Source organism: Exiguobacterium sp. PvP048 (assembly GCF_040549175.1).
Classification (GTDB): domain Bacteria; phylum Bacillota; class Bacilli; order Exiguobacteriales; family Exiguobacteriaceae; genus Exiguobacterium_A; species Exiguobacterium_A artemiae.
Genome location: NZ_JBEPSU010000001.1, coordinates 137,279 through 162,079 on the forward strand (window position 1 = coordinate 137,279; position 24,801 = coordinate 162,079).

29 protein-coding genes are annotated in these 24,801 nt (G+C 46.7%); all 29 read right to left on the reverse strand.

Features of this window, described 5'->3' with window-relative positions; translation table 11 throughout:
* Positions 1-8: 8 nt before the first annotated feature.
* Positions 9-563, reverse strand: coding sequence for a MotE family protein (locus tag ABIC15_RS00710; RefSeq protein WP_114595501.1), 555 nt, complete (start codon positions 561-563; stop codon positions 9-11).
* The gene (locus ABIC15_RS00715; RefSeq protein WP_114595500.1) at positions 560-994 is read right to left on the reverse strand and encodes a flagellar export protein FliJ; all 435 of its coding nucleotides are present in this window, start codon (positions 992-994) and stop codon (positions 560-562) included. The genes ABIC15_RS00710 and ABIC15_RS00715 overlap by 4 nt, the downstream gene beginning before the upstream one ends.
* A 13-nt stretch (positions 995-1,007) precedes the next feature.
* Positions 1,008-2,321 (reverse strand): flagellar protein export ATPase FliI, encoded by a 1,314-nt coding sequence (gene fliI, locus ABIC15_RS00720; RefSeq protein ID WP_114595499.1) that lies wholly within the window; start codon positions 2,319-2,321, stop codon positions 1,008-1,010.
* Positions 2,314-3,039, reverse strand: coding sequence for a FliH/SctL family protein (locus ABIC15_RS00725; RefSeq protein ID WP_114595498.1), 726 nt, complete (start codon positions 3,037-3,039; stop codon positions 2,314-2,316). The genes fliI and ABIC15_RS00725 overlap by 8 nt, the downstream gene beginning before the upstream one ends.
* Positions 3,023-4,030, reverse strand: coding sequence for a flagellar motor switch protein FliG (fliG, locus tag ABIC15_RS00730; RefSeq protein WP_114595497.1), 1,008 nt, complete (start codon positions 4,028-4,030; stop codon positions 3,023-3,025). Before fliG ends, ABIC15_RS00725 begins: the two co-directional genes overlap by 17 nt.
* A 4-nt stretch (positions 4,031-4,034) precedes the next feature.
* Positions 4,035-5,603 carry a flagellar basal-body MS-ring/collar protein FliF gene (fliF, locus tag ABIC15_RS00735; protein ID WP_114595496.1) on the reverse strand — a complete coding sequence of 523 codons (1,569 nt, stop codon included), beginning with the start codon at positions 5,601-5,603 and terminating at the stop codon, positions 4,035-4,037.
* A 28-nt stretch (positions 5,604-5,631) separates the two neighbouring features.
* The gene (fliE, locus tag ABIC15_RS00740; protein WP_026828005.1) at positions 5,632-5,919 is read right to left on the reverse strand and encodes a flagellar hook-basal body complex protein FliE; all 288 of its coding nucleotides are present in this window, start codon (positions 5,917-5,919) and stop codon (positions 5,632-5,634) included.
* A 16-nt stretch (positions 5,920-5,935) separates the two neighbouring features.
* Positions 5,936-6,334 (reverse strand): flagellar basal body rod protein FlgC, encoded by a 399-nt coding sequence (gene flgC, locus ABIC15_RS00745; RefSeq protein ID WP_214764012.1) that lies wholly within the window; start codon positions 6,332-6,334, stop codon positions 5,936-5,938.
* Positions 6,335-6,337: 3 nt separating this feature from the next.
* A complete protein-coding gene (gene flgB / locus ABIC15_RS00750; RefSeq protein WP_214764735.1) occupies positions 6,338-6,700 on the reverse strand; it encodes a flagellar basal body rod protein FlgB in 363 nt (120 codons plus the stop codon).
* 249 nt (positions 6,701-6,949) lie between these two features.
* Entirely contained in the window at positions 6,950-7,729 is a 780-nt protein-coding gene (gene codY, locus ABIC15_RS00755; protein ID WP_012370753.1) for a GTP-sensing pleiotropic transcriptional regulator CodY, read from the reverse strand.
* A 16-nt stretch (positions 7,730-7,745) separates the two neighbouring features.
* Positions 7,746-9,116, reverse strand: coding sequence for an ATP-dependent protease ATPase subunit HslU (gene hslU / locus ABIC15_RS00760; RefSeq protein ID WP_012370754.1), 1,371 nt, complete (start codon positions 9,114-9,116; stop codon positions 7,746-7,748).
* Positions 9,109-9,660 (reverse strand): ATP-dependent protease subunit HslV, encoded by a 552-nt coding sequence (gene hslV, locus ABIC15_RS00765; RefSeq protein ID WP_012370755.1) that lies wholly within the window; start codon positions 9,658-9,660, stop codon positions 9,109-9,111. The genes hslU and hslV overlap by 8 nt, the downstream gene beginning before the upstream one ends.
* A 13-nt stretch (positions 9,661-9,673) precedes the next feature.
* Positions 9,674-10,552, reverse strand: coding sequence for a tyrosine-type recombinase/integrase (locus ABIC15_RS00770; protein ID WP_214764003.1), 879 nt, complete (start codon positions 10,550-10,552; stop codon positions 9,674-9,676).
* Positions 10,553-10,723: 171 nt separating this feature from the next.
* Positions 10,724-12,028 (reverse strand): FADH(2)-oxidizing methylenetetrahydrofolate--tRNA-(uracil(54)-C(5))-methyltransferase TrmFO, encoded by a 1,305-nt coding sequence (trmFO, locus tag ABIC15_RS00775; RefSeq protein WP_012370757.1) that lies wholly within the window; start codon positions 12,026-12,028, stop codon positions 10,724-10,726.
* Positions 12,029-12,031: 3 nt separating this feature from the next.
* Positions 12,032-14,128: a type I DNA topoisomerase gene (gene topA, locus ABIC15_RS00780; protein ID WP_214848886.1), complete on the reverse strand. Its 2,097-nt coding sequence runs from the start codon at positions 14,126-14,128 to the stop codon at positions 12,032-12,034.
* 47 nt (positions 14,129-14,175) lie between these two features.
* Entirely contained in the window at positions 14,176-15,003 is an 828-nt protein-coding gene (dprA, locus tag ABIC15_RS00785; protein WP_354019507.1) for a DNA-processing protein DprA, read from the reverse strand.
* Positions 15,004-15,067: 64 nt separating this feature from the next.
* Positions 15,068-15,982: a succinate--CoA ligase subunit alpha gene (gene sucD / locus ABIC15_RS00790; RefSeq protein WP_354019508.1), complete on the reverse strand. Its 915-nt coding sequence runs from the start codon at positions 15,980-15,982 to the stop codon at positions 15,068-15,070.
* Positions 15,983-15,995: 13 nt separating this feature from the next.
* Positions 15,996-17,156: an ADP-forming succinate--CoA ligase subunit beta gene (sucC, locus tag ABIC15_RS00795; RefSeq protein WP_012370761.1), complete on the reverse strand. Its 1,161-nt coding sequence runs from the start codon at positions 17,154-17,156 to the stop codon at positions 15,996-15,998.
* Between the two features lie 88 nt (positions 17,157-17,244).
* Positions 17,245-17,505: an EscU/YscU/HrcU family type III secretion system export apparatus switch protein gene (locus tag ABIC15_RS00800; protein WP_214763980.1), complete on the reverse strand. Its 261-nt coding sequence runs from the start codon at positions 17,503-17,505 to the stop codon at positions 17,245-17,247.
* Positions 17,502-18,380, reverse strand: coding sequence for a hypothetical protein (locus ABIC15_RS00805; RefSeq protein ID WP_214763973.1), 879 nt, complete (start codon positions 18,378-18,380; stop codon positions 17,502-17,504). Before ABIC15_RS00805 ends, ABIC15_RS00800 begins: the two co-directional genes overlap by 4 nt.
* Before the next feature lie 13 nt (positions 18,381-18,393).
* Entirely contained in the window at positions 18,394-19,146 is a 753-nt protein-coding gene (locus ABIC15_RS00810; protein ID WP_354019509.1) for a ribonuclease HII, read from the reverse strand.
* A 59-nt stretch (positions 19,147-19,205) separates the two neighbouring features.
* Complete coding sequence (gene ylqF / locus ABIC15_RS00815; RefSeq protein WP_012370765.1) at positions 19,206-20,072, reverse strand: ribosome biogenesis GTPase YlqF; 867 nt, start codon at positions 20,070-20,072, stop codon at positions 19,206-19,208.
* A gap of 214 nt (positions 20,073-20,286) precedes the next feature.
* The gene (lepB, locus tag ABIC15_RS00820) at positions 20,287-20,826 is read right to left on the reverse strand and encodes a signal peptidase I (protein WP_354019510.1); all 540 of its coding nucleotides are present in this window, start codon (positions 20,824-20,826) and stop codon (positions 20,287-20,289) included.
* A 100-nt stretch (positions 20,827-20,926) separates the two neighbouring features.
* On the reverse strand, positions 20,927-21,280 hold the full coding sequence (gene rplS / locus ABIC15_RS00825; protein WP_012370767.1) for a 50S ribosomal protein L19: 354 nt from the start codon (positions 21,278-21,280) through the stop codon (positions 20,927-20,929).
* Between the two features lie 112 nt (positions 21,281-21,392).
* Entirely contained in the window at positions 21,393-22,121 is a 729-nt protein-coding gene (trmD, locus tag ABIC15_RS00830) for a tRNA (guanosine(37)-N1)-methyltransferase TrmD (RefSeq protein WP_354019512.1), read from the reverse strand.
* Positions 22,118-22,627: a ribosome maturation factor RimM gene (gene rimM, locus ABIC15_RS00835; protein WP_214763942.1), complete on the reverse strand. Its 510-nt coding sequence runs from the start codon at positions 22,625-22,627 to the stop codon at positions 22,118-22,120. The genes trmD and rimM overlap by 4 nt, the downstream gene beginning before the upstream one ends.
* A gap of 89 nt (positions 22,628-22,716) precedes the next feature.
* A complete protein-coding gene (rpsP, locus tag ABIC15_RS00840) occupies positions 22,717-22,992 on the reverse strand; it encodes a 30S ribosomal protein S16 (protein WP_012370770.1) in 276 nt (91 codons plus the stop codon).
* A gap of 94 nt (positions 22,993-23,086) precedes the next feature.
* Positions 23,087-24,439, reverse strand: a complete 1,353-nt coding sequence (ffh, locus tag ABIC15_RS00845; RefSeq protein ID WP_012370771.1) for a signal recognition particle protein — start codon at positions 24,437-24,439, stop codon at positions 23,087-23,089.
* Positions 24,440-24,450: 11 nt separating this feature from the next.
* Positions 24,451-24,771: a putative DNA-binding protein gene (locus tag ABIC15_RS00850; protein WP_012370772.1), complete on the reverse strand. Its 321-nt coding sequence runs from the start codon at positions 24,769-24,771 to the stop codon at positions 24,451-24,453.
* Positions 24,772-24,801: the final 30 nt, after the last annotated feature.

The following is a 24,801-nucleotide window of genomic DNA, read 5'->3' on the forward strand; positions in this document are numbered from 1 at the left end:
CTCACCCCTTATTGGACTGCCAACAATTGTGTCAACGCTGCAGCTTTTTTAGGATCCATCTTTGCCATGATGGCTGCCTGTTGTTCAGCATCAATTTCTTTAATGATTGAAACGACTTCCGTCGGACTCAATTCGTTGAAAATATTGGCTGCATCCTTCGGCGTCATCTCCGCATAGACATCTGTCACATCAGCAGTCTTTTTCGAAGCAGACTTATCTGTCCCTGTCGTTGCAGGTGTAGCCGGCGTGTTTTTCAACCGATCCCGTTCCGCAATCAACCGGACGACTTCCTGTTCTTTTGCTTGGATGAGTTCTGCTTGATCAGTTGTCTTCGCCCGTAGTTTTTTGATTTCAGCATTGGCTAATTTCAAGCGTTGTTCGATCTCTGAATTTTTCGAAGACGTTACTTTTGAATCCGTCACTTCTTCCGATGCGAAAGGTAATGAAAAAATCGGACGCCCATTAGCGTAATTTAATACGAGATAGGCTGTAAATAATAACAATAACAACGGGATGATTAATAAGGGCAAAATCCATTGTTTTGATGACTTGTTCTCACTCATGTCGTTCGCCTTCTTCCAAACTGCAATAATGCTAATTCATCCATTTGGTTCTGTTCCACCAAAGCGAGTGTCCGCCGATTTTCTTCTAATTGATTTGATTGCAGTCGTGTAAATTTCTTTTCTTCAATCAAAGCCTCTTTTAAATCGATTTGAGCCCGCTCATACTGATTTTTCGCCTGGGTAACATATAATTGCTGGCGTTCAATCTGTTGTTTGACGACATCGCGTGCACGTTCACGGTATTGAGAAGCAAGCAGCTCAACCGTTCCTGTTTCATTTTGTGCTTTTAAAAAAGCTTCATAACGAACGAGAAGATGGTACAATTTCTCGACCTCAATTTCATATTGTTTCTTTTTTTCAGCAGTATGTTTTGAAACACGATCCTTTTCCGCTTCCGCTAAAGGAATGATGCGTTCATATATGGTTTTCATTCGTGCACCTCCTTTAACGGATTGTCGAAATCAGACGGCTCATTCCATCTTCAAAATGGCTTTTTTCTTCCACACGTTGTTTTAAAAATCCGATTAATTCAGGATATTTTTCAACAGCCCGATCAATGTCGGGGTTTGTACCGCTTTTATACGCGCCGATATTGATCAAATCTTCGGCATCGAGGTATGTCGACAGTAACTGTCTGAACGTAATCGCACTATCTTTATGTTCGGTCGAAGTAATTTGATTCATGACCCGGCTGATGGAGCGTAAGATATGGATTGCCGGATATTGCCCTTTGTTTGCGAGATTTCGGTCGAGGACAAAATGACCATCTAGAATCCCGCGGACCGCATCCGCAATCGGTTCGTTCATGTCATCACCGTCAACCAGGACGGTATAAAATGCCGTAATGGAACCTTCTGTCGTTTTACCGCTTCGTTCCAACAGTTGTGGAAGCAAGGCGAACACACTCGGTGTATATCCCTTTGAAGCAGGTGGTTCGCCGGTCGCCAGACCAATTTCACGCTGAGCCATGGCAAACCGTGTGACGGAGTCCATCATCAATACGACATTTTTTCCTTGATCCCGAAAATATTCAGCGATCGCCGTTGCCGTATACGCTCCTTTGAGTCGAACGAGTGGCGGCTGGTCACTCGTCGCTACGACGATGATCGAACGGCTCATGCCTTCCTCACCTAACTCCGCCTCAATGAATTCCTTCACTTCACGGCCCCGTTCACCGATTAAGGCGATGACATTGATATCAGCCGTTGATCGTTTGGCAATCATACCGAGTAATGTCGATTTACCGACACCCGACCCTGCGAATAGTCCGACTCGTTGCCCTTGTCCGACGGTCAATAAGCCGTCGATGGCACGAATCCCTGTTGATAACACTTGATCGATCCGCGGACGATCGAGTGGACTTGGTGGTTTACGGACAATTGAAGTCGTCCGTAAATGCGCCAGTGATTTCCCGTCTAATGATCGTCCGAGACCATCCAGGACTTTCCCGATCAAATCATCTCCGACAGGAACATGAAGCGGTTTTCCTGTTGCGATGACGATCGATCCCGGTGCAATGGCCGTCGTTTCACCATATGGCATCAATAGTACATGTCCTTCTCGAAATCCAACGACTTCTGCCTCAATCTCGTCTCCACGATGAATCCGGATCAAGCACCGCTCGCCGATGGCAACAGCTGTCGGACCACGTGATTCAATCATCAAACCAATGACTTGAACGACTTTACCAGAATGCTCGACAAGTTCTTCCCGACGAATATCTCGAATCGCTGCTTGTAACTGTTTGAGTTTATACATCGTGTAACACCTCGGTGAGTTGCTCCATTAATCGTTGATAACCGATTGACAATCCACCCGTGATGGCACCATTCTCTGAATCAATCCGGAAATCTCGTGCATCAAGCTCGGGATCAATCCGTAAACGGATCGTTGCCGTCCCTCCTAAAATGGTCTGTAACCGTTCATCCAGTAAGACAACCCGTTCAAAGTCTTCAGCTGATGTATAGACAATTAATTTTTCACGATCTCTAAATTGAAGAATCAACTGTTGAATCGTCTGATAAAGTGCTTCTTCATCCTTATCGTGAAGCTGCTCCATAAACTGATGCGTCAATTGAAGGGCCAGTGCACACAATTCATCTTCCATCAGGAGGACTCGTTCTGAAAACATCTGTTCGAGCCTGTTCGCAAGCTGGTTCGTTTCCTCAATCCGTTGTTCGTATTGTGTTCGTCCAGCTTGTTGACCCGACTGAAAACCTTCTTCGTAACCCTGTTGTCTCGCTTCTTCCAGCACGCGGAGCCGCTCTTGCTCCAAAGCTGCCCGCCGTATTTGTTCTTGTTGTTCGATCAACAGTTGCTGTTGCTTTAGTTGGACTTGTCCTTCCCGCATCATCTCGTCATAAGAAACAAGCGGTTCGGTTTCAGTCACCTGCTCGGATTCCGTCTGATGGAAAATCGTTCGTTGCGTCCGGTCGAAAACAACTTGACGCTTAATGACGTTAGACAACGATATCATCTCCTCCACCACGGGCTACCACGATCTCACCCATATCTTCTAGGCGACGGATGATGCCGACAATCCGGCTTTGTGCTTCTTCGACATCCCGTAATCGGACAGGTCCCATGAATTCCATATCCTCTTTGAACGATTCGACCATTCGTTGGGACATGTTGCGGTATACCATTTCCTTCACGTCGTCTGAAGACACCTTGAGCGAAAGCAACAAGTCTTCATTCGAAACTTCCCGGATAATCCGTTGAATAGCTCGGGCATCGAGTGTAACGATGTCTTCAAAGACAAACATCCGTTTCTTGATTTCTTCCGCCAATTCCGGATCCTGAATTTCAAGCGTATCGAGAATCGTTCGTTCCGTCGTCCGGTCAACACCGTTCAAGACTTGAACAACCGCCTCGATTCCACCAGACTGGGCATAATCCTGCATGCCCGCTTGCGATAGATTCCGTTCAAGAATTTGTTCGACTTCACTGATGATTTCCGGATTCATCCGGTCCATCGTTGCAATCCGTCGGGCGACATCTGACTGGGCTTCTGCCGGAAGTTCTGATAAAATTTGTCCCGATTTGACCGGATCCAGATGTGCCAAGACCAAGGCAATCGTTTGCGGATGTTCATTTTGAATGAAGTTCAGCAATTGTTTCGGATCCGCTTTGCGGGCAAACTCAAACGGTCTCACTTGAAGCGTCGACGTCAAACGATAAATGAGTTCCATCGCCTTCTCTTCACCTAATGCTTTTTCCAACACGGATTTGGCGAATCCGATACCACCTTGCGTGATATAATTTTGTGCTGTCGCTAATTCATGGAATTCTACTAACACTTCGAGCTTCTCATCCGGATCAATCCGTTTCATGCTCGAAATCTGTAATGTCAGCCACTCCATTTCTTCTTCCGACAAATGTTTATATACGCTGGCCGCGACTTCCGGACCAAGCGAAATCATTAAAATTGCGGCTTTTTCCCGACTACTCATCTCTAATTTCTTCATCTCATCAATCCTCCGCTAACCAGGTGCGTAACAACTTCGCAAATTCATCCGGATTGGATGCGGCAAGCTTCTCAAGCTGTTTCCGTTTGACCGCTCCTTCACTTGTGTCCTCTGTCGACAGTTCAGGAATCTCTGTCTCGATTGGTGTCCACTCTTCCAGTTCTTCAATCTCAGCTGTTTTTCTTCTACGCAACATTAGGAAGATGGCTCCTACTACAACCAGTGCTGCGGCACCTAATGCAAACCAGACCCACATTGGTGTTGTTTCCGTTGTTACTGTCTGTTTCGGCGTCTCGGCAAACGGTCTTGACATGACGACGACTTTATTCGCAAGCTCTGCATCGGTTAAGGTCGTCTTCGCATCTGTCTTCGTCAGTGAAGTACGAATGATCGAATACATCATCGTCTGTAAATCTGTTTGAAGTTGCGGATCAATTTGATTTTGTCCTTTAGGTGGCTCAACGATGACTTGAATTCCCAAATCCCGAATTTCATACGGTGCACCGGTAATCTGTTTTGTAATTCGATTGACTTCGTAATTGATGATGTCATGTGTCTTCTCACTTGTGTCCCCTGCCGTACCCGTACCTTGCGGGAAGTTAATGGTCTCATTCTCACCCGTTCCTGCAGTTCCTTCATTGGCCGCTCCCGTATACGCTTCAGCGACTTTCTCTGCCGATGTCACGATTCCCTCGATTTTATCAGGATCAACCGGTTCGACTAATTTTTGTTCCTCTTGCCGTTGCGTAACGTCGACATCTGCCGTAACAGAAACCAATGCTTTTTGCGGACCGAGAACGACTGACAGCATCTGCTGAATTTGTTGGCGTAAATCTTTTTCCGTCGTTTTCTTCAATTGCATCGGATCCGTTCCGCCTGCAGTCTGTGCTCCTTTACCCGGCTCATAATACGTAAAGTACTGATCCATGATGGTAATGTTTTCTTCTTTTAAATTCGGGATACTTTTCGCAATCAGATGATACAAACCTTGAACCGTCTGCTGGTTCAAGTCGCTGCCGGCGCTTGATGTCAAGACGACCGAGACAGTTGATGTCTCTTCTTTATCTGATAAGAAAACACTTTTTTCAGGTAAGGTAATCATGACCTTCGCAGCATCAATCCCGTTGACTTGCGTAATCAGATTTTCTAATTCCGTCTGCATCGTGTCCCGCTCGAGAATGTTCATTTCCTTATCTGTTGTTCCAAATCCGGCGTTTTCGCTGAAGAAGGAATAATCGATTTGACCTGATTTAGGTATTCCGGCTGTCGCCAACTCCACTTTTAAGTTTTCGGCACTTTCTTCCGGTACAAGAATCGTTACACCGTCTGTCCCACTGACGACTTCGGACTGTACACCATCTTCATTTAATTTCTCAGTCACTTGCCCAGCCTCTTGCGGTGACAACTTTGAGTACAGTGGTGTCATCGTTGGTTTACTTAACCAAATGGCTGCAACAATGATAGCTGCAATTAGAAATAAGATCATTCCGATGATCGTTGCTTTTTTGACGAGCGACCATTCCTGCCATGTCGTTTTTAATGCGCCAAAGCGCGTTTTTAGTCCTTCATTCATCAAACATCTCCCACGCTTTCCTCAACAATCACAGTTGCATACGCATCATTTCTTGGTATGCTTCGATGCCTTTATTCCGGACTTCGATAGCGAGTTGCATAGAAAGCGATGCTTCTTCTGTTTTGATCATGATGTTATGTAAGTCTGTCGTTTTTCCAGTCGCAAGATCGACTCGTGCTTGCGAAGAGGCTTGTTGCGCCTCGTTCAGACCGTTCATGGCCTGACTCAATACTTCACTGAAATCACTTGGTGTCGTTTTGGCAACAGATTGAGACGGTAAGACCATCTGCATGCTTTGAATCGGTTGAATCGCCATCGTGTCATCTCCTTCATTACTTGCCGATTTCCATCGCTTTGACTAACATTGCTTTTGTTGCATTCAATGCCGTGACGTTGGCTTCGTAAGAACGCGTCGCCCCCATCATATCGACCATTTCCTTCAATAAATCCACGTTCGGCATTTTAACGTATCCGAGTTCATCCGCATCGGGATGATTCGGATTGTACTCCAGCTTAAATGGTTCCTGATCTTTTCGAATCTCGCTGACTGTCACACCGGCACCTGTCTCTTTTAAGACGGCCAGTTTACGCGCATACGGTTGCCACTCTCCGTTAACCAGCTCACCGCGTGTCGTCTGGGCATTGGCGATGTTGGCAGAGACGGTATCGAGTCGCAGCCGCTGTGCCGTCAGTCCTGTTGCCGATGTATGAAAACCTGAAAACATACTCATGATTTAACGTCCTCCCCGGATGACAGATTGAATTCCGGAAAATTTTCGGTTCAATTGTTCGACCAGTGCTTCGTACTCAATTTGATTGCGTGATAATTCAGACATTTCGAGGTCAATATCCACCCCGTTGCCATCGTTACGCATAGCAGACGATTGTTCGACGATGCTTCCTGAAGTGCCGATTGTTGCGTGCCGTTTTAGACTCATTCTCATTTCGGAGTCCAATACATCGCTGAACACGACACGTTTTGCTTTATACCCGGGCGTATCGACGTTCGCAATATTTGCTGAAATTACTTTCTGCGCTGCCACCGTCCGATCGACAGCCTGTGTCATTGTTGCATAATCTGAACCAAGCCAGTTCATCATTCAACCTCCACCTCTATTTATCTCGTAAAACTTAGTATTATACCGTAAGCGGTTAGTAACATATCTGAAATAATTGAAACAAATAGGTCAATGTTTGAAAAGAAGTTTTTTGAAAAATAGGGTAATGAGATGTTAATATTTCGCTTTTTAAACCCTTTTCTTATAAAAATGATAAATAATACCTATAAAAAAAAGAAGACCTAGTACTTTACTAGGTCTTCTTTTAAATTCTATTTTTTCCTTTTTTTAGTTCGATTTAATGCGTTCTAACTCATAGAGGAAATTGTCATTTAAAATCTTGATATATGTCCCTTTCATACCAAGTGAACGGGACTCGATGACGCCGGCGCTTTCAAGTTTCCGCAGAGCATTCACGATAACTGAACGCGTGATGCCGACACGATCGGCAATTTTAGAGGCTACGAGCAACCCTTCGTTTCCGTCCAACTCTTCAAAGATATGTTCGATCGCTTCAAGTTCCGAATAGGATAAAGAATTGATTGCCATTTGAACGACGGCTTTCTTCCGCGCTTTATCTTCCGCTTCATGGGCTTTCTCACGTAAGATTTCCATTCCGACAACTGTCGCTCCGTATTCCGCAAGCACTAAGTCCTCTTCATTAAAATCTTCGAGCATCCGGCCAAGGACAAGTGTTCCAAGTCGCTCACCGCCACCGATGATCGGAACGATCGTCGTTTTGGATGTCTCGAACATATCGCGGTTATCGATCGGGAAAGCTGTATGCTCACTGTCGATTGCGATGTTTGCTGTCGTTTCCGTCACATTAAACAATTTTTTTGTATAATCTTCCGGAAACTGACGCTCTTCAAGGAATCCACGAATCCGTGCATTCTCGATTTGTTGTTTAATCGCAATTCCTAATAACTTTCCACGACGGCTGACGATAAAGGTATTTGATTCCATGACTTCACTTAAACGATCTGCCATGACCTTAAAGTCGACATGTGTGCTTGCTTCTTGTTGTAACATCGTGTTAAGCTTTCGTGTTTTTGCCAATAAATTCATGATTTTCTTCCTCCACTTATAAGATGAACTGACTTAAATCACGATCATCTGCTACTTTTCCGACGCGGTCCATGACATATTGTGGTGTGATGGTGACGTCTGTCTCTGGCATCTCTGCCGCTTCAAACGATAATTCTTCTAATACACGCTCCATAATGGTATATAAACGGCGAGCACCGATATTATCTGTTTCATCATTCACTTGTGCCGCAATCCGTGCAATTTGACGAATCGCGTCTTCGGTAAACGTGACATGGACTTGCTCCGCTCCAAGCAAAGCTTTATATTGTTTCAACAATGCTTGATTGGGTTCAGTCAAAATTTTAACGAAGTCATCTTCGGTCAGACTGTCGAGTTCCACCCGGATCGGAAAACGTCCTTGCAACTCCGGAATCAAATCAGATGGTTTTGCCATATGGAAAGCACCGGCTGCAATGAATAACATATGATCCGTCTTCACAGGACCATACTTCGTCACGACAGTCGATCCCTCGACGATTGGTAAGATATCACGCTGTACGCCTTCACGTGATACACCGGCACTATCTTGCCCCTTCGTTGCAATCTTGTCGATTTCGTCGACGAAGATGATTCCCATCTGTTCAGCACGACGAACAGCTTCATCGTGGACTTCATTTAAATCGAGTAATCGTTCCGCTTCTTCTGCCGTCAAAATCGGACGTGCCTCTTTGACACTCAGCTGGCGTTTCTTTGTTTTTTTCGGCATGACTTGCCCGAGCATATCCTGCAGATTCGCAAGACCTTCCATGCCTTGTTGACCGGAGAACAAATCCATTTGACGTTCTTCAATGTCCACATCAATCATGCGGTCTTCTAGTTGACCTTGGAACAGCTGTTGTCGAATGACAGAGCGATCGGCGGTGTCATTCGCAGTTTCTTGTTCAGGCGGTTTTTGGGTGCCACCGAATAACATCTCGAACGGATTTCCTCCACCGAGACCTGTCGACGCTTTTTTACCGACAAGTGCATCCACAATCCGTTCATTCGCGACCGCTTCAGCCCGTTCTTTTAAAGCTTCCTTTTTCTCATCCTTGACGAGGCGGAGTGAAGCTTCGACTAGATCACGGACCATTGATTCAACGTCCCGACCGACATAACCGACTTCTGTAAACTTCGTCGCTTCAATTTTAACGAATGGTGCGCGGACCAGTTTAGCAAGCCGACGGGCAATTTCTGTTTTCCCGACACCCGTCGGTCCGATCATCAGGATATTCTTTGGTGTCACTTCATCACGCAGGCTCGGATCGAGCAGTTGCCGGCGGTAACGATTTCGAAGTGCAATCGCGACGGCTCGTTTTGCATCCGCCTGACCAATGACATGTTCATTTAGTTTTTCCACGATTTGTCTCGGTGTAAATTCATGCATCTGCACTTCCCCCAATCGTCTCTAAAATGATTTGATCATTTGTGAATACACATAACTCACCTGCTGTTTCAAGAGCTGCACGGGCGATTTGCTCAGCCGTCATATGTCCGGCATGCCGAGCAAGTGCACGACCCGCCGCGAGAGCATAGTTGCCGCCTGAACCGATGGCTAAAATGCCGTCATCCGGTTCGATTACTTCTCCGTTACCGGAAACAAGCAGTAAATGTGTTCCGTCCATGACAAGCAACAAGGCTTCGAGTTGGCGTAACATTTTATCGCCGCGCCATTCCTTTGCTAATTCCACGGCTGCCCGTTGCAGGTTCCCGTTGTACATCTCAAGTTTTGCTTCAAACTTTTCGAATAGCGTAAACGCATCAGCTACACTTCCGGCAAATCCTGCAATCACTTTTCCACCATAAAGACGCCGGACTTTTTTTGCACTTTTCTTCATGATGACCTGATTACCGAAAGTCACTTGTCCATCTCCGCTCATGGCAGATTGACCGTTATGTTGAATCGCAAAAATCGTCGTTGCATGAAACATCCTATTTCCTCCCTTAGGCACGCGGATGCGCTTGCTGATAAACATGTCGTAGCCGCTCCGTCGTGACGTGTGTATATTGCCCTGTCGTCGATAATGAAGCATGCCCAAGCAATTCTTGCACCGCTCGTAAATCTGCTCCACGTTCCAGTAAGTCGGTCGCGAAACTATGTCGTAGAGCATGTGGTGTCACATGTTTCGATAAAAAGGGGTCTGCCTTTTTTAAGATTTTCCGAATTCCGTCCGTTGTCAGACGACGGCCTGAACGAGAAAGAAAAACGGCTTGTTCTTCGTCCTCGGTCGGTTGTCGTTCTGCCAAATAGTCGGTCAAGGCTTTTCTCGCAAATGACCCAATCGGTGTGATCCGTTCTTTTCGTCCTTTTCCGTATACATGAACATATTCCAAGTCCGAATCTAAATCTTTTACGTTCAATCCGGCTAATTCACTGACACGCATCCCTGTTGCATATAGCAACTCAATCAATGCCACATTCCGTACACCTAATGCATCCGACGTTCGGAAGACTTCTAAAAATCGTTCGTATTCTGATGGGACTAAAAACGTCGGCAGCGTTTGGACACGCTTTGGTGCCTTCAATCCTTCAAATGGATTCACATCATTTGTATCCCGTGTCACAAAACGGCCGAACTGTTTCAAACAAGATACTTTTTGAGCGATCGTTGATTTAGATGCTTTTTGGTCATAAAGAGCAAACAAATAACGCCGTGCAGTTGCCAATTCAATCGATCCCAGCTGATGATCGAGGCAAAAAGCGGCGTATTGTCGAAGTGTTTGATCATAAGAACGGCCCGTATTTGGAGATAATTGACGTTCGATGTGTACATACCGTAAAAACGATTTTCGCAGTACGTCAAACTCTGAGTCTACTCCCATGGATGAGCCCCCTTCTAACCATTTCATACTCGAATCGCCCTTAGCATAGCACACCGTAAGTAGTCTGACAATAGACCAAAAATCGGAAAAATGACAAAATTATCACGCTTTTATGACAAATCAAGAAATGGGAGAAAAGAACGCTGAATTGCGCCTTCTCCCCCATCCCACTTACATATCGGTAAAGTCTTTAATCGCTTCTAATGCCCGCTCGGCAAGGAGCGCGTATTTTTCAGGTTTCTTCATACGACCTGTCTGTCCGACAAGTCCCGGTACCAATCCGAAGTTTGCGTTCATCGGCTGGAAGTTCTTTCCTTCCGTCGTCGTGATGTAATGTGCCATTGCACCCATCATCGTCTCTTTCGGGAAAGCGACCGGTTCCGCCTCATTGACGAGACGTGCCGCATTGATTCCTGCCGTCAAACCCGATGCCGCCGATTCAACGTATCCTTCGACACCCGTCATCTGACCGGCAAAGAACAGGTCATGACGTGTCCGCGTTTGATACGTCGGTTGCAACAGGTTCGGTGAATTGACGAACGTGTTCCGGTGCATGACACCGTAACGGACGATTTCGGCATTTTCAAGACCCGGAATCAAACGGATGATCCGTTTTTGCTCGCCCCACTTCAAATGCGTTTGGAAACCGACCAGGTTAAACAGTGTCCCGGCTGAGTTATCCTGACGCAATTGAACAACGGCATACGGACGTTTACCGGTTTTCGGATCTTCGAGACCAACCGGTTTCATCGGTCCGAATAACAGTGTCTTCGGTCCGCGTGACGCCAGTACTTCAAACGGCATACACCCTTCGAAGTAGATTTCCTTCTCGAATTCCTTTAAAGGAACGACTTCCGCTTTGATCAACTCGTTATGGAAATGCGTAAACTCCTCTTCTGTCATCGGACAGTTCAAGTAAGCCGCTTCTCCTTTATCGTAACGTGACTTTAAATAGACCTTATCGCGGTCAATCGTATCGCCGTCAAGAATCGGTGCGGCAGCATCAAAGAAGTACAGATAATCTTCTCCGGTAAACTGCTTTAGTGATTCCGACAAAGCGGCACTTGTGAGAGGACCTGTTGCGACAATGGTCGGACCCTCCGGAATCGCTTCAAGTTCTTCATGATGAACCGTGACGTTCGGATGATTTTTTAATGTTTCCGTCACATATCCGGCAAAGTCATGCCGGTCGACAGCGAGTGCTCCGCCTGCCGGCACACTTGCCAAGTCAGCTGCTTTCATGATGAGTGAGTCGAGTTGTCGCATTTCTTCTTTTAATACGCCGACTGCATTCGTCAGTTGATTCGCCCGCAGTGAGTTCGAGCAGACGAGCTCGGCAAACTGATCCGTATGGTGAGCAGGTGTCTGCTTCACCGGTCGCATTTCATATAAATCTACTTGTACACCGCGTTTCGCAAGTTGCCATGCTGCTTCAGAACCTGCGAGTCCGGCGCCGATTACGGTTACCCGTTTCATCGGTCATTCCTCCTCTTGCTCCTGATCGATGCGTGTTTCATGATGTCCGCAAGACGTACATTCTACTTTCACACCGTTCTTGATTTTCTTTTGTACCATCATACTGCTACACACCGGACATGGTTCCTCGACCGGTTTATCCCATGAGACGAATTCACATTCCGGATAATTGGAACAACCGTAGAACAAACGGCCTTTTTTACTCCGGCGTTCGACGATCTCACCTGTTCCGCAAGTCGGACATTTGACACCGATTTCAACTTGAATCGGTTTGGTGTTCCGACATTCCGGGAAGTTCGAGCACGCCATGAATTTGCCGTAACGGCCCATCTTGATGACCATCGCGTGACCGCAGACTTCACAATCTTCTCCGGCCGGTTCATCTTTGATTTCGATTTTTTCGATTTCGGCTTCGGCACGCGTCAGTCGTTTTTCGAACGATTTATAAATCGGATCAACGACTTCGGTCCACTGCATGTCACCTTTTTCAATCGCGTCAAGTAAGGCTTCCATATCCGCCGTAAATTGAACGGTGATAAATTCTTGGAAATAATCACTGATCATGTCGATGACCAGCTCTCCGAGTTCAGTCGGCAGGAATTTTTTCTCTTCCAGCGTCACATAGCCGCGTTTTTGAATCGTATCCAGTGTCGGGGCATAGGTCGACGGACGACCGATTCCGAGTTCTTCCATCGCCCGGACGAGGCGTGCCTCTGTATACCGCGGTGGTGGTTGCGTAAAATGCTGTTTCGGTTCAATCATTTCCTGTTCCAAGACTTCTCCGTCTTCAAGCGGCGGTAATAATCCGTCCTTGACGTCCGTTACCGTCTCATCATCTGTGTCTTCAATATAGACTTTCATGAATCCAGCAAATTTAACCGTTGAACCGTTTGCGCGGAACATGACATCGTTTGAAACCAAATCCACTTTTACAGTATCGAGAACAGCCGGAGCCATCTGACTGGCAACAAACCGTTCCCAAATCAATTTGTATAACCGGAACTGATCCCGGGACAAATACGATTTGACAAGCTGCGGATCACGCATCGTCGACGTCGGACGAACGGCTTCGTGGGCATCTTGCGAATTTGCCGCTTTTTTCTCTTTCCGTTTCTCAACAGCGATATATTCTTTTCCGTACGCATTTTCAATGAAGCCGTGCGCTTCGAGATTCGCCGTTTCAGAAGTTCGTGTCGAGTCTGTTCGCATGTAGGTGATCAAACCGACTGTCCCTTCTTTTCCGAGCTCGATTCCTTCATATAACTGCTGGGCAATCATCATCGTCTTTTTCGCACGGAAGTTCAGCTTACGGGCTGCTTCCTGTTGGAGCGAACTCGTCGTAAACGGCAAGGCCGGATTACGCCGGCGTTCTTTTTTCGTCACGGAATCGACCGTAAAGGACTTGGATAGTTTAGCCAATACTTCATTGACTTCTTCTTCCGAGTGCAGTTCACGTTTCTTTCCGTCAATTCCGTAAAAATTCGCTTCCAGCTTTTCGCCGTTTGCATCAAGCTCCAGTTTGATCGTCCAATATTCTTCCGGTAAAAAGGCGTTGATTTCCTGTTCGCGGTCGATGATCATCTTCACGGCAACCGATTGAACACGTCCTGCTGACAAACCTTTTTTAATTTTCTTCCAAAGTAACGGACTCATGCTGTAACCGACAAGACGGTCCAAGATACGCCGTGCCTGTTGTGCATCGACAAGATCGTAGTTGATCTTGCGGGGTCTCTTGAACGAATCTTTGATGGCGTCTTTTGTGATTTCATTAAAGACAACCCGGCATTCTGTCGATTCATCGACACCGAGGGCTTTCGCTAAGTGCCAAGCGATCGCTTCCCCTTCACGGTCCGGGTCGGCTGCGAGATAAATTTTTTGTGCTTTTTTAGCGGCCGTTTTCAATTCCTTTAAAACCGGCCCTTTACCACGAATCGTAATATACTTTGGTTCATAGTCATGTTCTACGTCAACACCCATTTGACTTTTCGGTAAGTCGATGACATGTCCCATCGAAGCTTTCACGGTATAGTTTGAACCGAGATAACGTTTGATGGTTTTTGCCTTTGCAGGTGATTCGACAATTACTAAATATTTTGCCATTACAATCGCTCCCTATTAGAGGCGTACTCGTATTTTAATCTCACTTATCATAGTAGTCTCGATTCCCATTTGTCAACGTTCATCAAGATACTTTTTGAAACTTCTTCCGGATTTAAGAGTGGAATCGCGCCTTCTGCAATCAATTGATTTGTTCCTTGAAAGTGTTTTTCCGTCGGACATCCCGGAATGCAGTACACGTCTTTTCCTTGTTCAAGCGCATGTCCGGCTGTATTCATCGTCCCACTTTTCCGTGTCGCTTCGACGATGATCAATCCTGATGCCAAACCTGAGATGATCCGGTTTCTTTCTAAAAATTGATGTTTTTTGACGGGGGTAGGAGCAGGATATTCCGATAAAAGCAGTCCGTCTTGTTGAATCCGTTGAAACAACGGCGCATGCTTTGCAGGATACAAAAAGTCAAACCCGCTCGCTAGTACGGCAATCGTCGCCTGATGATGTTTGAGGGAAAGACGGTGTACGAGAGAATCAATACCAAGTGCGCCACCCGACACGGTAACGAACGGCGATTCAAAAAATGGACGTAAGAAAGATAGACGTTTTGAGTGAGAAGGAGAAGGTTGACGGCTTCCGATGATACTGATCATCGGCTGTCTCAATAAGGAAGGATCACCACTGAAGAAAAGTCCATAGACGGGTTGAGGAATCTGAAGTAACGGCATTGGGAAATACGGATCTCCCGGAACAAGAAGGTTCGTTGGGACTTGATCCAATTGTAGGGCTTGCTGATAGCGGTTTTTGATGGATCTCGACACAGGCAAATCCTCTACCGGTAAAAGACCGTACTGCTCGATCAAGACAACGATTGAATACGGAACCCGGCAAGTCGCAAAACGTGCATACAGTTCTCTCTCCATTCATTACGCTCCTTTTATATAGAAGAAAGCCGTCCTGATTAGATCAGGACAGCTGACATCTTGTTTAGTTCACAGTTGAACCTGTGAAACATTCATCGTAAATACCGGCTTCTTTAATGACACGAATTAACGTCTCACCAATGATTGCTGGTGTTTCTGCCACTTCGATCCCGTTGGCACGAAGTGTTTTGATTTTTTCTGCAGCAGTTCCTTTACCACCTGAAATGATAGCACCGGCATGACCCATCCGTTTGCCTTCAGGCGCTGTTTGTCCACCGATGAATCCGATGACCGGCTTCGTCATGTTGGCTTTGACCCACTCTGCCGCTTCTTCTTCCGCCGTTCCACCGATTTCACCAAGCATGATGACGGCTTTTGTTTCCGGATCTTCATTAAACGCTTTGAGCGTATCGATGAAGTCTGTTCCGTTGACCGGATCGCCACCGATTCCGACTGCAGTTGATTGACCAATTCCTGCTGTCGTCAATTGATGGACCGCTTCGTACGTCAACGTTCCAGAACGAGAAACGATACCGACGTGACCTGGTGTATGAATGTATCCAGGCATGATTCCGAGTTTCGCAACGCCCGGTGTAATCACACCCGGACAGTTTGGTCCAATCAGGCGAACGGGTTTTCCGTCCAGGTAACGTTTTACTTTGACCATATCAAGAACCGGAATTCCTTCCGTGATACAGATGATCAAGGCGATGTTCGCATCCGCTGCTTCCATGATGGCATCCGCTGCAAATGCAGGCGGTACATAGATGATGGAAGCATTGGCACCTGTTTTTTCGACTGCTTGAGCGACTGTATCGAAGACCGGTACGCCCAATACTTCTGTGCCGCCCTTACCTGGTGTCACACCACCGACGAGGTTCGTTCCGTAAGCAATCATCTGTTCACCATGGAACATTCCTTGATTCCCTGTAATTCCTTGAATGATGACTTTTGTTGATTCATTTACCCAAATACTCATCCTTAGCTCCCCCTTACTTCACGAGCGCAGCAATTTTTTCTGCGCCGTCTGCCATTGATGTAGCTGCTGTAATCGCTAGACCTGAATCTTTGAGAATTTGTTTTCCGGCATCGACGTTTGTTCCTTCGAGACGGACGACGAGTGGCAATTCTAAGCCCACTTCTTTTGTTGCTGCAACGATACCTTCTGCAATGACGTCACATTTCATGATTCCACCAAAAATGTTAACGAAAATGCCTTTGACGTTCTCATCCGACAAAATCAATTTAAAGGCTTCTGTTACTTTCTCTTTCGTCGCACCGCCGCCAACATCAAGGAAGTTTGCCGGATCGCCGCTGAAGTGCTTGATGATATCCATCGTCGCCATGGCAAGTCCTGCACCGTTGACGAGACATCCGATGTTTCCGTCAAGTGCAATATAGTTTAAGTCATTTTTAGAAGCTTCCACTTCGCGTGGATCTTCTTCCGTTTCGTCACGAAGTGCAACGACATCGGCATGACGGTATAACGCGTTTGAATCAAAGTTCAGTTTTGCATCAAGTGCCAAAACATCACCGTCTTTTGTTGTGACGAGTGGATTGATCTCAGCGATTGAACAGTCTTTATCGACGAAGAATGTATACAATTTCGTCACCATGCCGACGAACTTGTTGACAAGCTTAACCGGAACACCCATTGCAAACGCCAGTTTACGCGCTTGGAAAGCTTGTAAGCCGACTGCCGGATCCACTACTTCTTTGATAATTTTTTCCGGAGTTGCTTCTGCGACTTCCTCGATATCCATTCCGCCTTCACTTGAACCCATGATGACGACACGTCCCGTTACACGGTCAAGGACAATCCCGAGATAGTATTCTTTGTCAATCGCACAACCTTCTTCAACAAGAAGACGTTGAATGACTTTACCTTCTGGACCTGTTTGATGCGTGACGAGTGTTTTGCCGAGTAACTCTGTCGCGAATTCTTTCACTTCTTCTTGCGATTTAGCCAATTTAACACCACCGGCTTTACCGCGACCCCCTGCGTGAATCTGTGCTTTTACGACTTTGATCGGACCTGACAATTGTTCTGCTGCATCGACTGCCTCTTCGACTGTAAATGCTGCAATTCCGTTCGGAACAGGTACACCGTACGAACGAAGTAACTCTTTTGCCTGATATTCATGTACATTCATGAAAAAATCCCCCTTAACCCCTTTAGTTTCGGCTCTTTCATTGTAGTTAAAATTGGAAGCGCTGTCTATCGTTATCGACCGAAAGCATTTATTTCTTCAAAATTTCCGTTTGATCGAGCTGATATAAAAAGGCAAACAACTCGGCAATGACTCCGTATAATTCGTTTGGAATTTGTTCCGAGACTTGAACGGCATCGAGCAATGTAATCAGTGTCGCGTCTTCACGGATTGGAATGTTGTGCTGTAACGCCTCTTCAAGAATTCGTTCCGCGACCCGTTCCGATCCTTTCGCGACGACCTTAGGCGCCTGCATCTGTTCCTCATACGATAAGGCGATGGCTTTTTTCATATCTGATAGTCCACCCTTCCGTTTCGATCCGTCGGTTGAAATGAAATCCGTTCTTTTTCCGATTCGATCTGTTCAAAACGAATCAAATCATACCCTTGCTCGTGCAGACGCTGCTCGATAGTCGGCTGATAATGGGACATGAACGTTGCTATCCGCTCATCCGGATGAAAAACGGAAATCGCAATCTTTCGATCCGTAATTAATAAATCCAATGCGATTTCACCGGTTTTCGGCAGTTTTAAGTAAAAAGCGATGCGGGCGTGATCGGGATTAAATTCTTTTTGATCAAACGGCGCTTCCATTGTGATATCGACTTCCTCAAAAGGGCCGAATTGCGGTAATTGAAACAAAAAAATACCGCGCCCGGTTTCATTCGTTGCTTGAATGACTTGTTGGGCGAGCACTTGATCACTGGTCTTCCGGTCCAATTGTCCTTCCGTCATGCCGTCCGCATGCCGAGCGAGTTGGACCAATTCGATGATTGCTTGTTTAAATGCCGTTCCGGATCCTTCCATCACTTTTTGCCCCAGCTGTTGCAACACATCCCGCGTCGTTTGCGGGATCGAGTCATTCGAAAAGTGGGTTAACCGGTTAAAGGCCGGTAAGACTGTCGCCTTATTTGGTGCGGACTCTTCTGCTACGATTTTTAGAACCGGTTGTCCATCTGTGCTCGTGACGGTAAAACGGTAGGTCGCACCTTCTTTCAGCTCGGCTGTCGTTCCTGCCGTCAAGACACGTTGACCAACCTGCAGTTCCATCAGACCGTCCGGAAGCAGCTTCAATACTTTGCCGATGACGTTGGCCCCTTCACGCAACGGTTGGTTGGTCGCATCAATGATTTTAAAAGGCAGTAAGGCCCGATGTTCAATCTGCACGATGGTTTACCTCCTAAAGTCGGTCGAGGACCGGTTTAAATGTCTTCCGGTGAATCGGTGTCACCCCGACACGATCGAGTGCCTGTAAGTGTTGTGCTGTCCCGTACCCGGCATGTTGATCAAAACCGTACTCCGGATAGAGAACGGCGTATTGTTCCATCATCGTATCCCGTGTTTCTTTAGCGATGACACTCGCCGCTGCAATCGATACGCTCCGCGCATCTCCTTTGATCAGGGACTCTTGCGGAAGATCGACATCGAGTGTCATTGCATCCACTAACAAGGCATCCGGTGTCAACTGAGCAACAGCCTGTTGCATCGCTTGCTTCGAGGCCTGATAGATGTTGATCCGGTCGATCTCTTCCGGCTCGATGATACCGATTGCGACTTCTGCAACCTCCTGAATATGTTGATAAGCGGCGCTTCGTTGCTTTTTGGACATCTGTTTTGAATCCGTCAATCCGGGATGATAAAAGCCGGCCGGCAGGATGACGGCTGCTGCGACAACGGGACCGGCGAGCGGTCCACGGCCGACTTCATCCACTCCGGCAATTCGCTGATACCCTTGTGCACGGTACCGGTCTTCGAACAGGGACCGTTCCTGGAACTGGACGCGTTGCTGCTCTTCCTGTAACAATCGGCGTTCTGCTTGTTTCAAGGCCGTGACAACACCTTTTCGGCCATCTTCGGCGAATTCCTTTTTAATTTGTTCCAATTCTTCCTGCGAAACGTGTGCCAATCGGGTTTTGATTTCCGTTATGTTCATGACGTAGCTCCTTTTTGAAAAAAGCTTGGATTTCTCATCATGAGAAACCCAAGCCTGTCTTATTCTGTGACGGTTGCCCACTCTTCGACGGTCTCGAGCGTGACACGACCAATTTTCTCCGTCCGTAGCTCATGAAGCAACATTTCACTTGTCCGTTCAAAGTCGACATAACCGCCTGTTACGAAACCGCGGTTTTTACCGATCGCTTCGAGCACTTCGACGGCTTCACCTGACACATCCTGTAACCGATAACGGGCTTTCAGTTGCTCCGGATAACGGGACTTGAGCTCTCGGATTGCAAACAAGGCGATATCATCGATATTCAGGATATCATCTTTAATGGCACCCGTCGCCGCTAAACGGTAACCGACAAGCTGGTCATCGAACTTCGGCCAAAGAATTCCCGGTGTATCGAGTAGTTCCATTTCACCTGTTTTCATTTTGATCCATTGTTGACGTTTCGTTACACCTGGACGGTCGCCTGTGATTGCGATGTTCCGTCCGGCCAACCGATTGATCAAGGTTGATTTTCCGACGTTCGGAATCCCGATGATCAACGCGCGAATCGCACTCGGGTTCCGTCCCTTATCCCGCATCCGGTCATGTTTGTCTTTCATCAAGCGTAAGGCACCTTCATGAATCTGACCCAACCCTTTACTGTGCTTCGCATCCACGGCGATGACGTCGACACCGTCTTTACGGAGTGCATGCATCCATTTTTCCGTCAGCCGGGCATCCGCCATATCTGATTTATTCAGGACAATCAGTCGTGGTTTGCCTGCTGTGATTTGTTCGACCATCGGATTACGGCTCGACATCGGTAAACGTGCGTCGACTAATTCGATGACGACATCAATCAATTTTAATTTTTCCGTCACTTCACGGCGTGCTTTCGCCATGTGTCCCGGGAACCATTGTATTGTCATTTCTTCCACCTCAAGTTTTCATAGTGCTTGGACTGCTAATAATGAACGATATATACGTCGTGTCCCGTGTTACCGATCCACTGTCTGTTCGAGAGAAACGATCCATTCTCTAGTATACGCAACTTTTCGACAGAAAAGAACCCTGTCCCCGTCCGAACAAAAAAACGAAGTCCACATTTTGTGAACTTCGTTTCTTGAAAGAGGATCTCCTTCATCAATCAACGGACCGGACATCATTAAACGGATAGAAGACGAAATTCGTCGTACCGACGATTTGATTCTCATCCACAAAACCGATATCCCGGCTGTCTTTCGAGTTTTGACGGTTATCCCCCATCACAAATACTTTTCCTTTTGGAACAGTCTTTTGTGCTGTTTTTTCTTCCAATGTAAAGTCTTCTGTTAAAGGAACACCGTTCATCTGTGCCTTAAATTCATTCAGATAAGGTTCCTCGACTTTTTTATCGTTGACGTATAACGTATCATCTTTGTAGTACATCGTATCACCTGGAACAGCAATCACACGTTTGATGTAGTCCCGTGTTTCTGTCGCATGGAAGACCACGATGTCCCCCCGTTCCGGTTCATTGAAATAATAAGGAACCTTATTGACAATCATTCGGTCCGAATTTTGTAAGGTCGGCATCATCGATTCGCCGTCCACAATAACCGGGACGAATAAAAACGTTCGGATGATGAACGCAATTACGAGCGCCACGACCAGCGCCTTAATCCAACTAAATAACTCCTTCACGCGTTCCACTCCTTCAACTCAATCTCTTGCCTAAACCTAGTATACGCATAAACGATAAAAAAAAGAAGCTTGTCCGGAGACAAGCCACTTTTTCACATGATTAACGACGAATTTCTTTAATACGAGCCGCTTTACCACGAAGGTTACGGAGGTAGTAAAGTTTCGCACGACGGACTTTACCGTAACGAACGACTTCGATTTGCGCAACACGTGGTGAGTGAAGCGGGAATGCACGCTCAACGCCAACTCCGTAAGAAATCTTACGAACTGTAAACGTTTCGCTGATGCCGCCACCGTGACGTTTGATGACTACGCCTTCGAAAAGCTGGATCCGCTCACGCGTTCCCTCGACGACTTTAACGTGGACGCGGACTGTATCACCAGGACGGAATGCAGGGACGTCTGACTTGATTTGTTCTTGTGTAATTTCACGGAACAATTGTTGTGTGTTCATGAATGATTTCTCCTTTTTTCACCAATGTTCGTATCTTCATTTGCCTCTGGCATCCAACAGCGGAACATCGTTAATAGGTGGCTTTTGCCACATGTTTTAACTTATCACAGTTTCAGTCGTTTGACAATCCTGAAATTGATTGCAGGTAACGGCGGTCGGTCTCGGACAGGTCGGCCGTTTCGAGTAAATCCGGTCGCCGCTCAAGCGTCCGTCTCAATGCCTGTTCACGGCGCCAAGTTTCAATCCGGGCATGATTACCGGACAATAAAACTTCCGGGACCGTCAAACCGCGAAAATCAGCCGGCCGTGTGTAATGCGGGTATTCGAGCAGACCGGTCGAAAACGAGTCGTCTTCATGGCTCGCGGCCTTTCCGAGAACATCCGGCAACAGGCGAACCGTCGCATCGATCATCGTCATGGCTGCAAGTTCGCCGCCGGTCAGAACAAAATCGCCAAGTGAGACTTCATCTGTCACCAGTTCATCATGAACCCGTTGGTCGAACCCTTCATAATGACCGCATAAAAAGACAAGATCCGTTTCTTTGGACCATTCTTCCGCAAGACGGTGATCAAACCGACGCCCTGTTGGTGTCAACGCAATGATACGCCGTTTTGCTTCAGGCAAGTCGGCGATTGCGTCAAAAATCGGTTGGGGCATCAATAACATGCCTGCCCCACCGCCGTAGGGGGAATCATCGACACGACCATGACGATTCGTCGAGTAGTCCCGGAAATTGACATAGTTGAGTTCAATCCGTTTCTCCTCTTGCGCACGGGCGACAATCGAGTGATTCAGTGCCGTGAACATTTCCGGAAATAGCGTCAGGACCGTGATGTTCATCCTTCTATCAAACCCGGTAACGGTGTGATTTGAATCCGTTTGGCTTCGACGTCAATTGAAGCGACGACTTGTTCGATATAGGGAATCAGCACATCTTTTTTGCCGGGACGTTTGATCGTCCAGACGTCGTTTGCGCCCGTCTCGAGAATCTCGGATACGACACCAATTTCATCCTCACCGTCAAAGACGGTACAGCCGATGATTTCATGGTAATAAAATTCATGTTCTCCGAGCTCTTGTAAGGCTTCCGGATGCACATACAGTTTCAAGCCTTTATATTTCTCGACATCATTGATGTGTTGCATGCCTTTGAACGTCACCATGATGAATTGTTTATGTTTGCGGTAACTGCTGATCGTAAACGGCGTGTAGATTCCGTTCGACTCAAGAAATACCTCATTACCGACTTTAAAACGCTGTTCCGGAAAATCCGTGCTTGCGAGGAGTTTCAATTCGCCTTTCAAACCGTGCGTGTTGGCGATTTTTGCGACTTCCAACCATTCCATCTGTTTCACTTCCTTATCCACAAGTCTTATTTCTTGTTATTATTTTGCCATACAAAAAGGAGGTAAGCTTTCGCTCACCTCCAATAGTCTTACTTCGCGAGTTTCGCGTTGTGGAATTTCTCCATGATACCAGCTTTTGAGAAGAGGTTACGAACTGTGTCCGAAGGTTTAGCACCTTCAGCGAGCCATTTAAGAGCAAGCTCTTCGTTAAGTTTTACTTCTGCTTCTGGTTTAGCAACCGGGTTGTAGTATCCGATTTGCTCGATGAAACGACCATCACGTGGTGCACGTGAGTCTGCTACTACCACACGGTAGAAAGGTGATTTGTTTGCGCCCATGCGCTTAAGACGAATTTTAACTGCCATTCGTAAGTCCCTCCAAATAATAAATAATTTTTTTCGTTTAGTCAAATTGACAACTTCACTAGTATACAACGTTCCAGCAAAAGTGAAAAGACTTTTAGAAGAATGGGAGGCCAAAGCCGCCTTTCTTTTTCCCTTTGCCCATTTGGCCGGAGAATTGTTTCATCATCTTCCGCATGTCTTCAAATTGCTTAATCAATCGGTTTACTTCTTGAATGCTGCGACCACTGCCGCGCGCAATCCGTTTCCGACGACTGGCATTGAGAATTTCCGGTTCAGTCCGCTCTCGTTTTGTCATCGATTGAATAATCGCTTCGACATAGACGAGTTGCTTCTCATCGATTTGGGCATTTTTCAGACCCTTCATCTTTCCTTTACCGGCACCCGGAATCATTCCTAACAACTCATCCAAAGGACCCATCTGTTTCACTTGCTGTAACTGCTCGATGAAATCGTCAAACGTGAACGATGCATCGCGCATTTTGCCTTCGAGCTCTTTGGCGCGTGTTGCGTCCATTTGAGACTCCGCTTTTTCAATCAGCGTCAGCATATCTCCCATGCCGAGAATCCGTGACGCCATCCGCTCTGGATAGAATGGCTCGATTGCGTCCAGCTTCTCTCCAAGACCGACGAATTTAATCGGTGCTCCGGTGACTGCCTTGATGGAGAGTGCTGCTCCGCCTCGAGTATCCCCGTCGAGCTTCGTCAAGACGACACCTGTCACACCCAGCTTTTCATTAAAGCTTTGCGCGACATTGACAGCGTCCTGACCCGTCATTGAATCGACGACAAGGAAAATTTCATTTGGTTTGGCGATTTCTTTCACATCAACCAGTTCCTGCATCAGGTCCTCGTCGATATGTAAGCGTCCCGCCGTATCGATCAACACGATATCGTGGTGATGCTCTTTTGCATAGTCGAGAGCGTTCGTAACAATCTCTTGTGGACTGACCTGATCTCCCATTGAGAAAACCGGCAGTTCGAGTTGTTTCCCTAACGTCTCGAGCTGTTTGATCGCAGCCGGTCGGTAAATATCCGCTGCGACGAGCAGTGGACTGCGATTTTGTTTCTTCCGTAAATGATTCGCGAGTTTTCCGACCGTCGTCGTCTTACCTGCCCCTTGTAAACCGGTCATCATGATGACGGTTGGCGGACGGTTCGATAACGTCAACGGAGAAACTTCTGACCCCATCAGTTTCGTCAATTCGTCATGGACGATTTTGACGACTTGCTGACCTGGTGTGAGAGACGTCATGACATCTTGCCCGACTGCACGTTCTTTCACATCATTTACGAATTGTTTAACGACTTTGAAGTTGACGTCAGCTTCTAATAACGCAAGGCGGACCTCACGCATCATTTCTTTTACGTCCGCTTCAGAAATCTTACCTTTACCCCGCATTTTAGCGAGGCTGGCTTGAAGCCGTTCCGATAATCCTTCGAATGCCATGAAATTGCCCCCTACTCTAATTGCTCAAGTGCCGCAATGGTCACGTGAGCTTCGCTCGGAAGGTCAAGTTGCTTTAACTGATCAAGGAGTAACTTTCTCTGTTCATACTTTGCAAACAGACCCAGTCGTTCTTCATATTGTTCAAGCATCGCTTCCGTACGTTTTATGTTGTCGTAGACTGCTTGTCGGCTGACTTCAAACTCATCGGCGATCTCACCTAACGAAAAGTCATCCAGATAATAGAGTGACATATAATTCCGTTGTTTCGGCGTCAAAAGCTCCTGATAAAAGTCAATCAGATAATTCATCCGGTTCGTCTTATCAAGTGTCATTCGAGCACCTCCACGGTTGTTAAGTGAAAT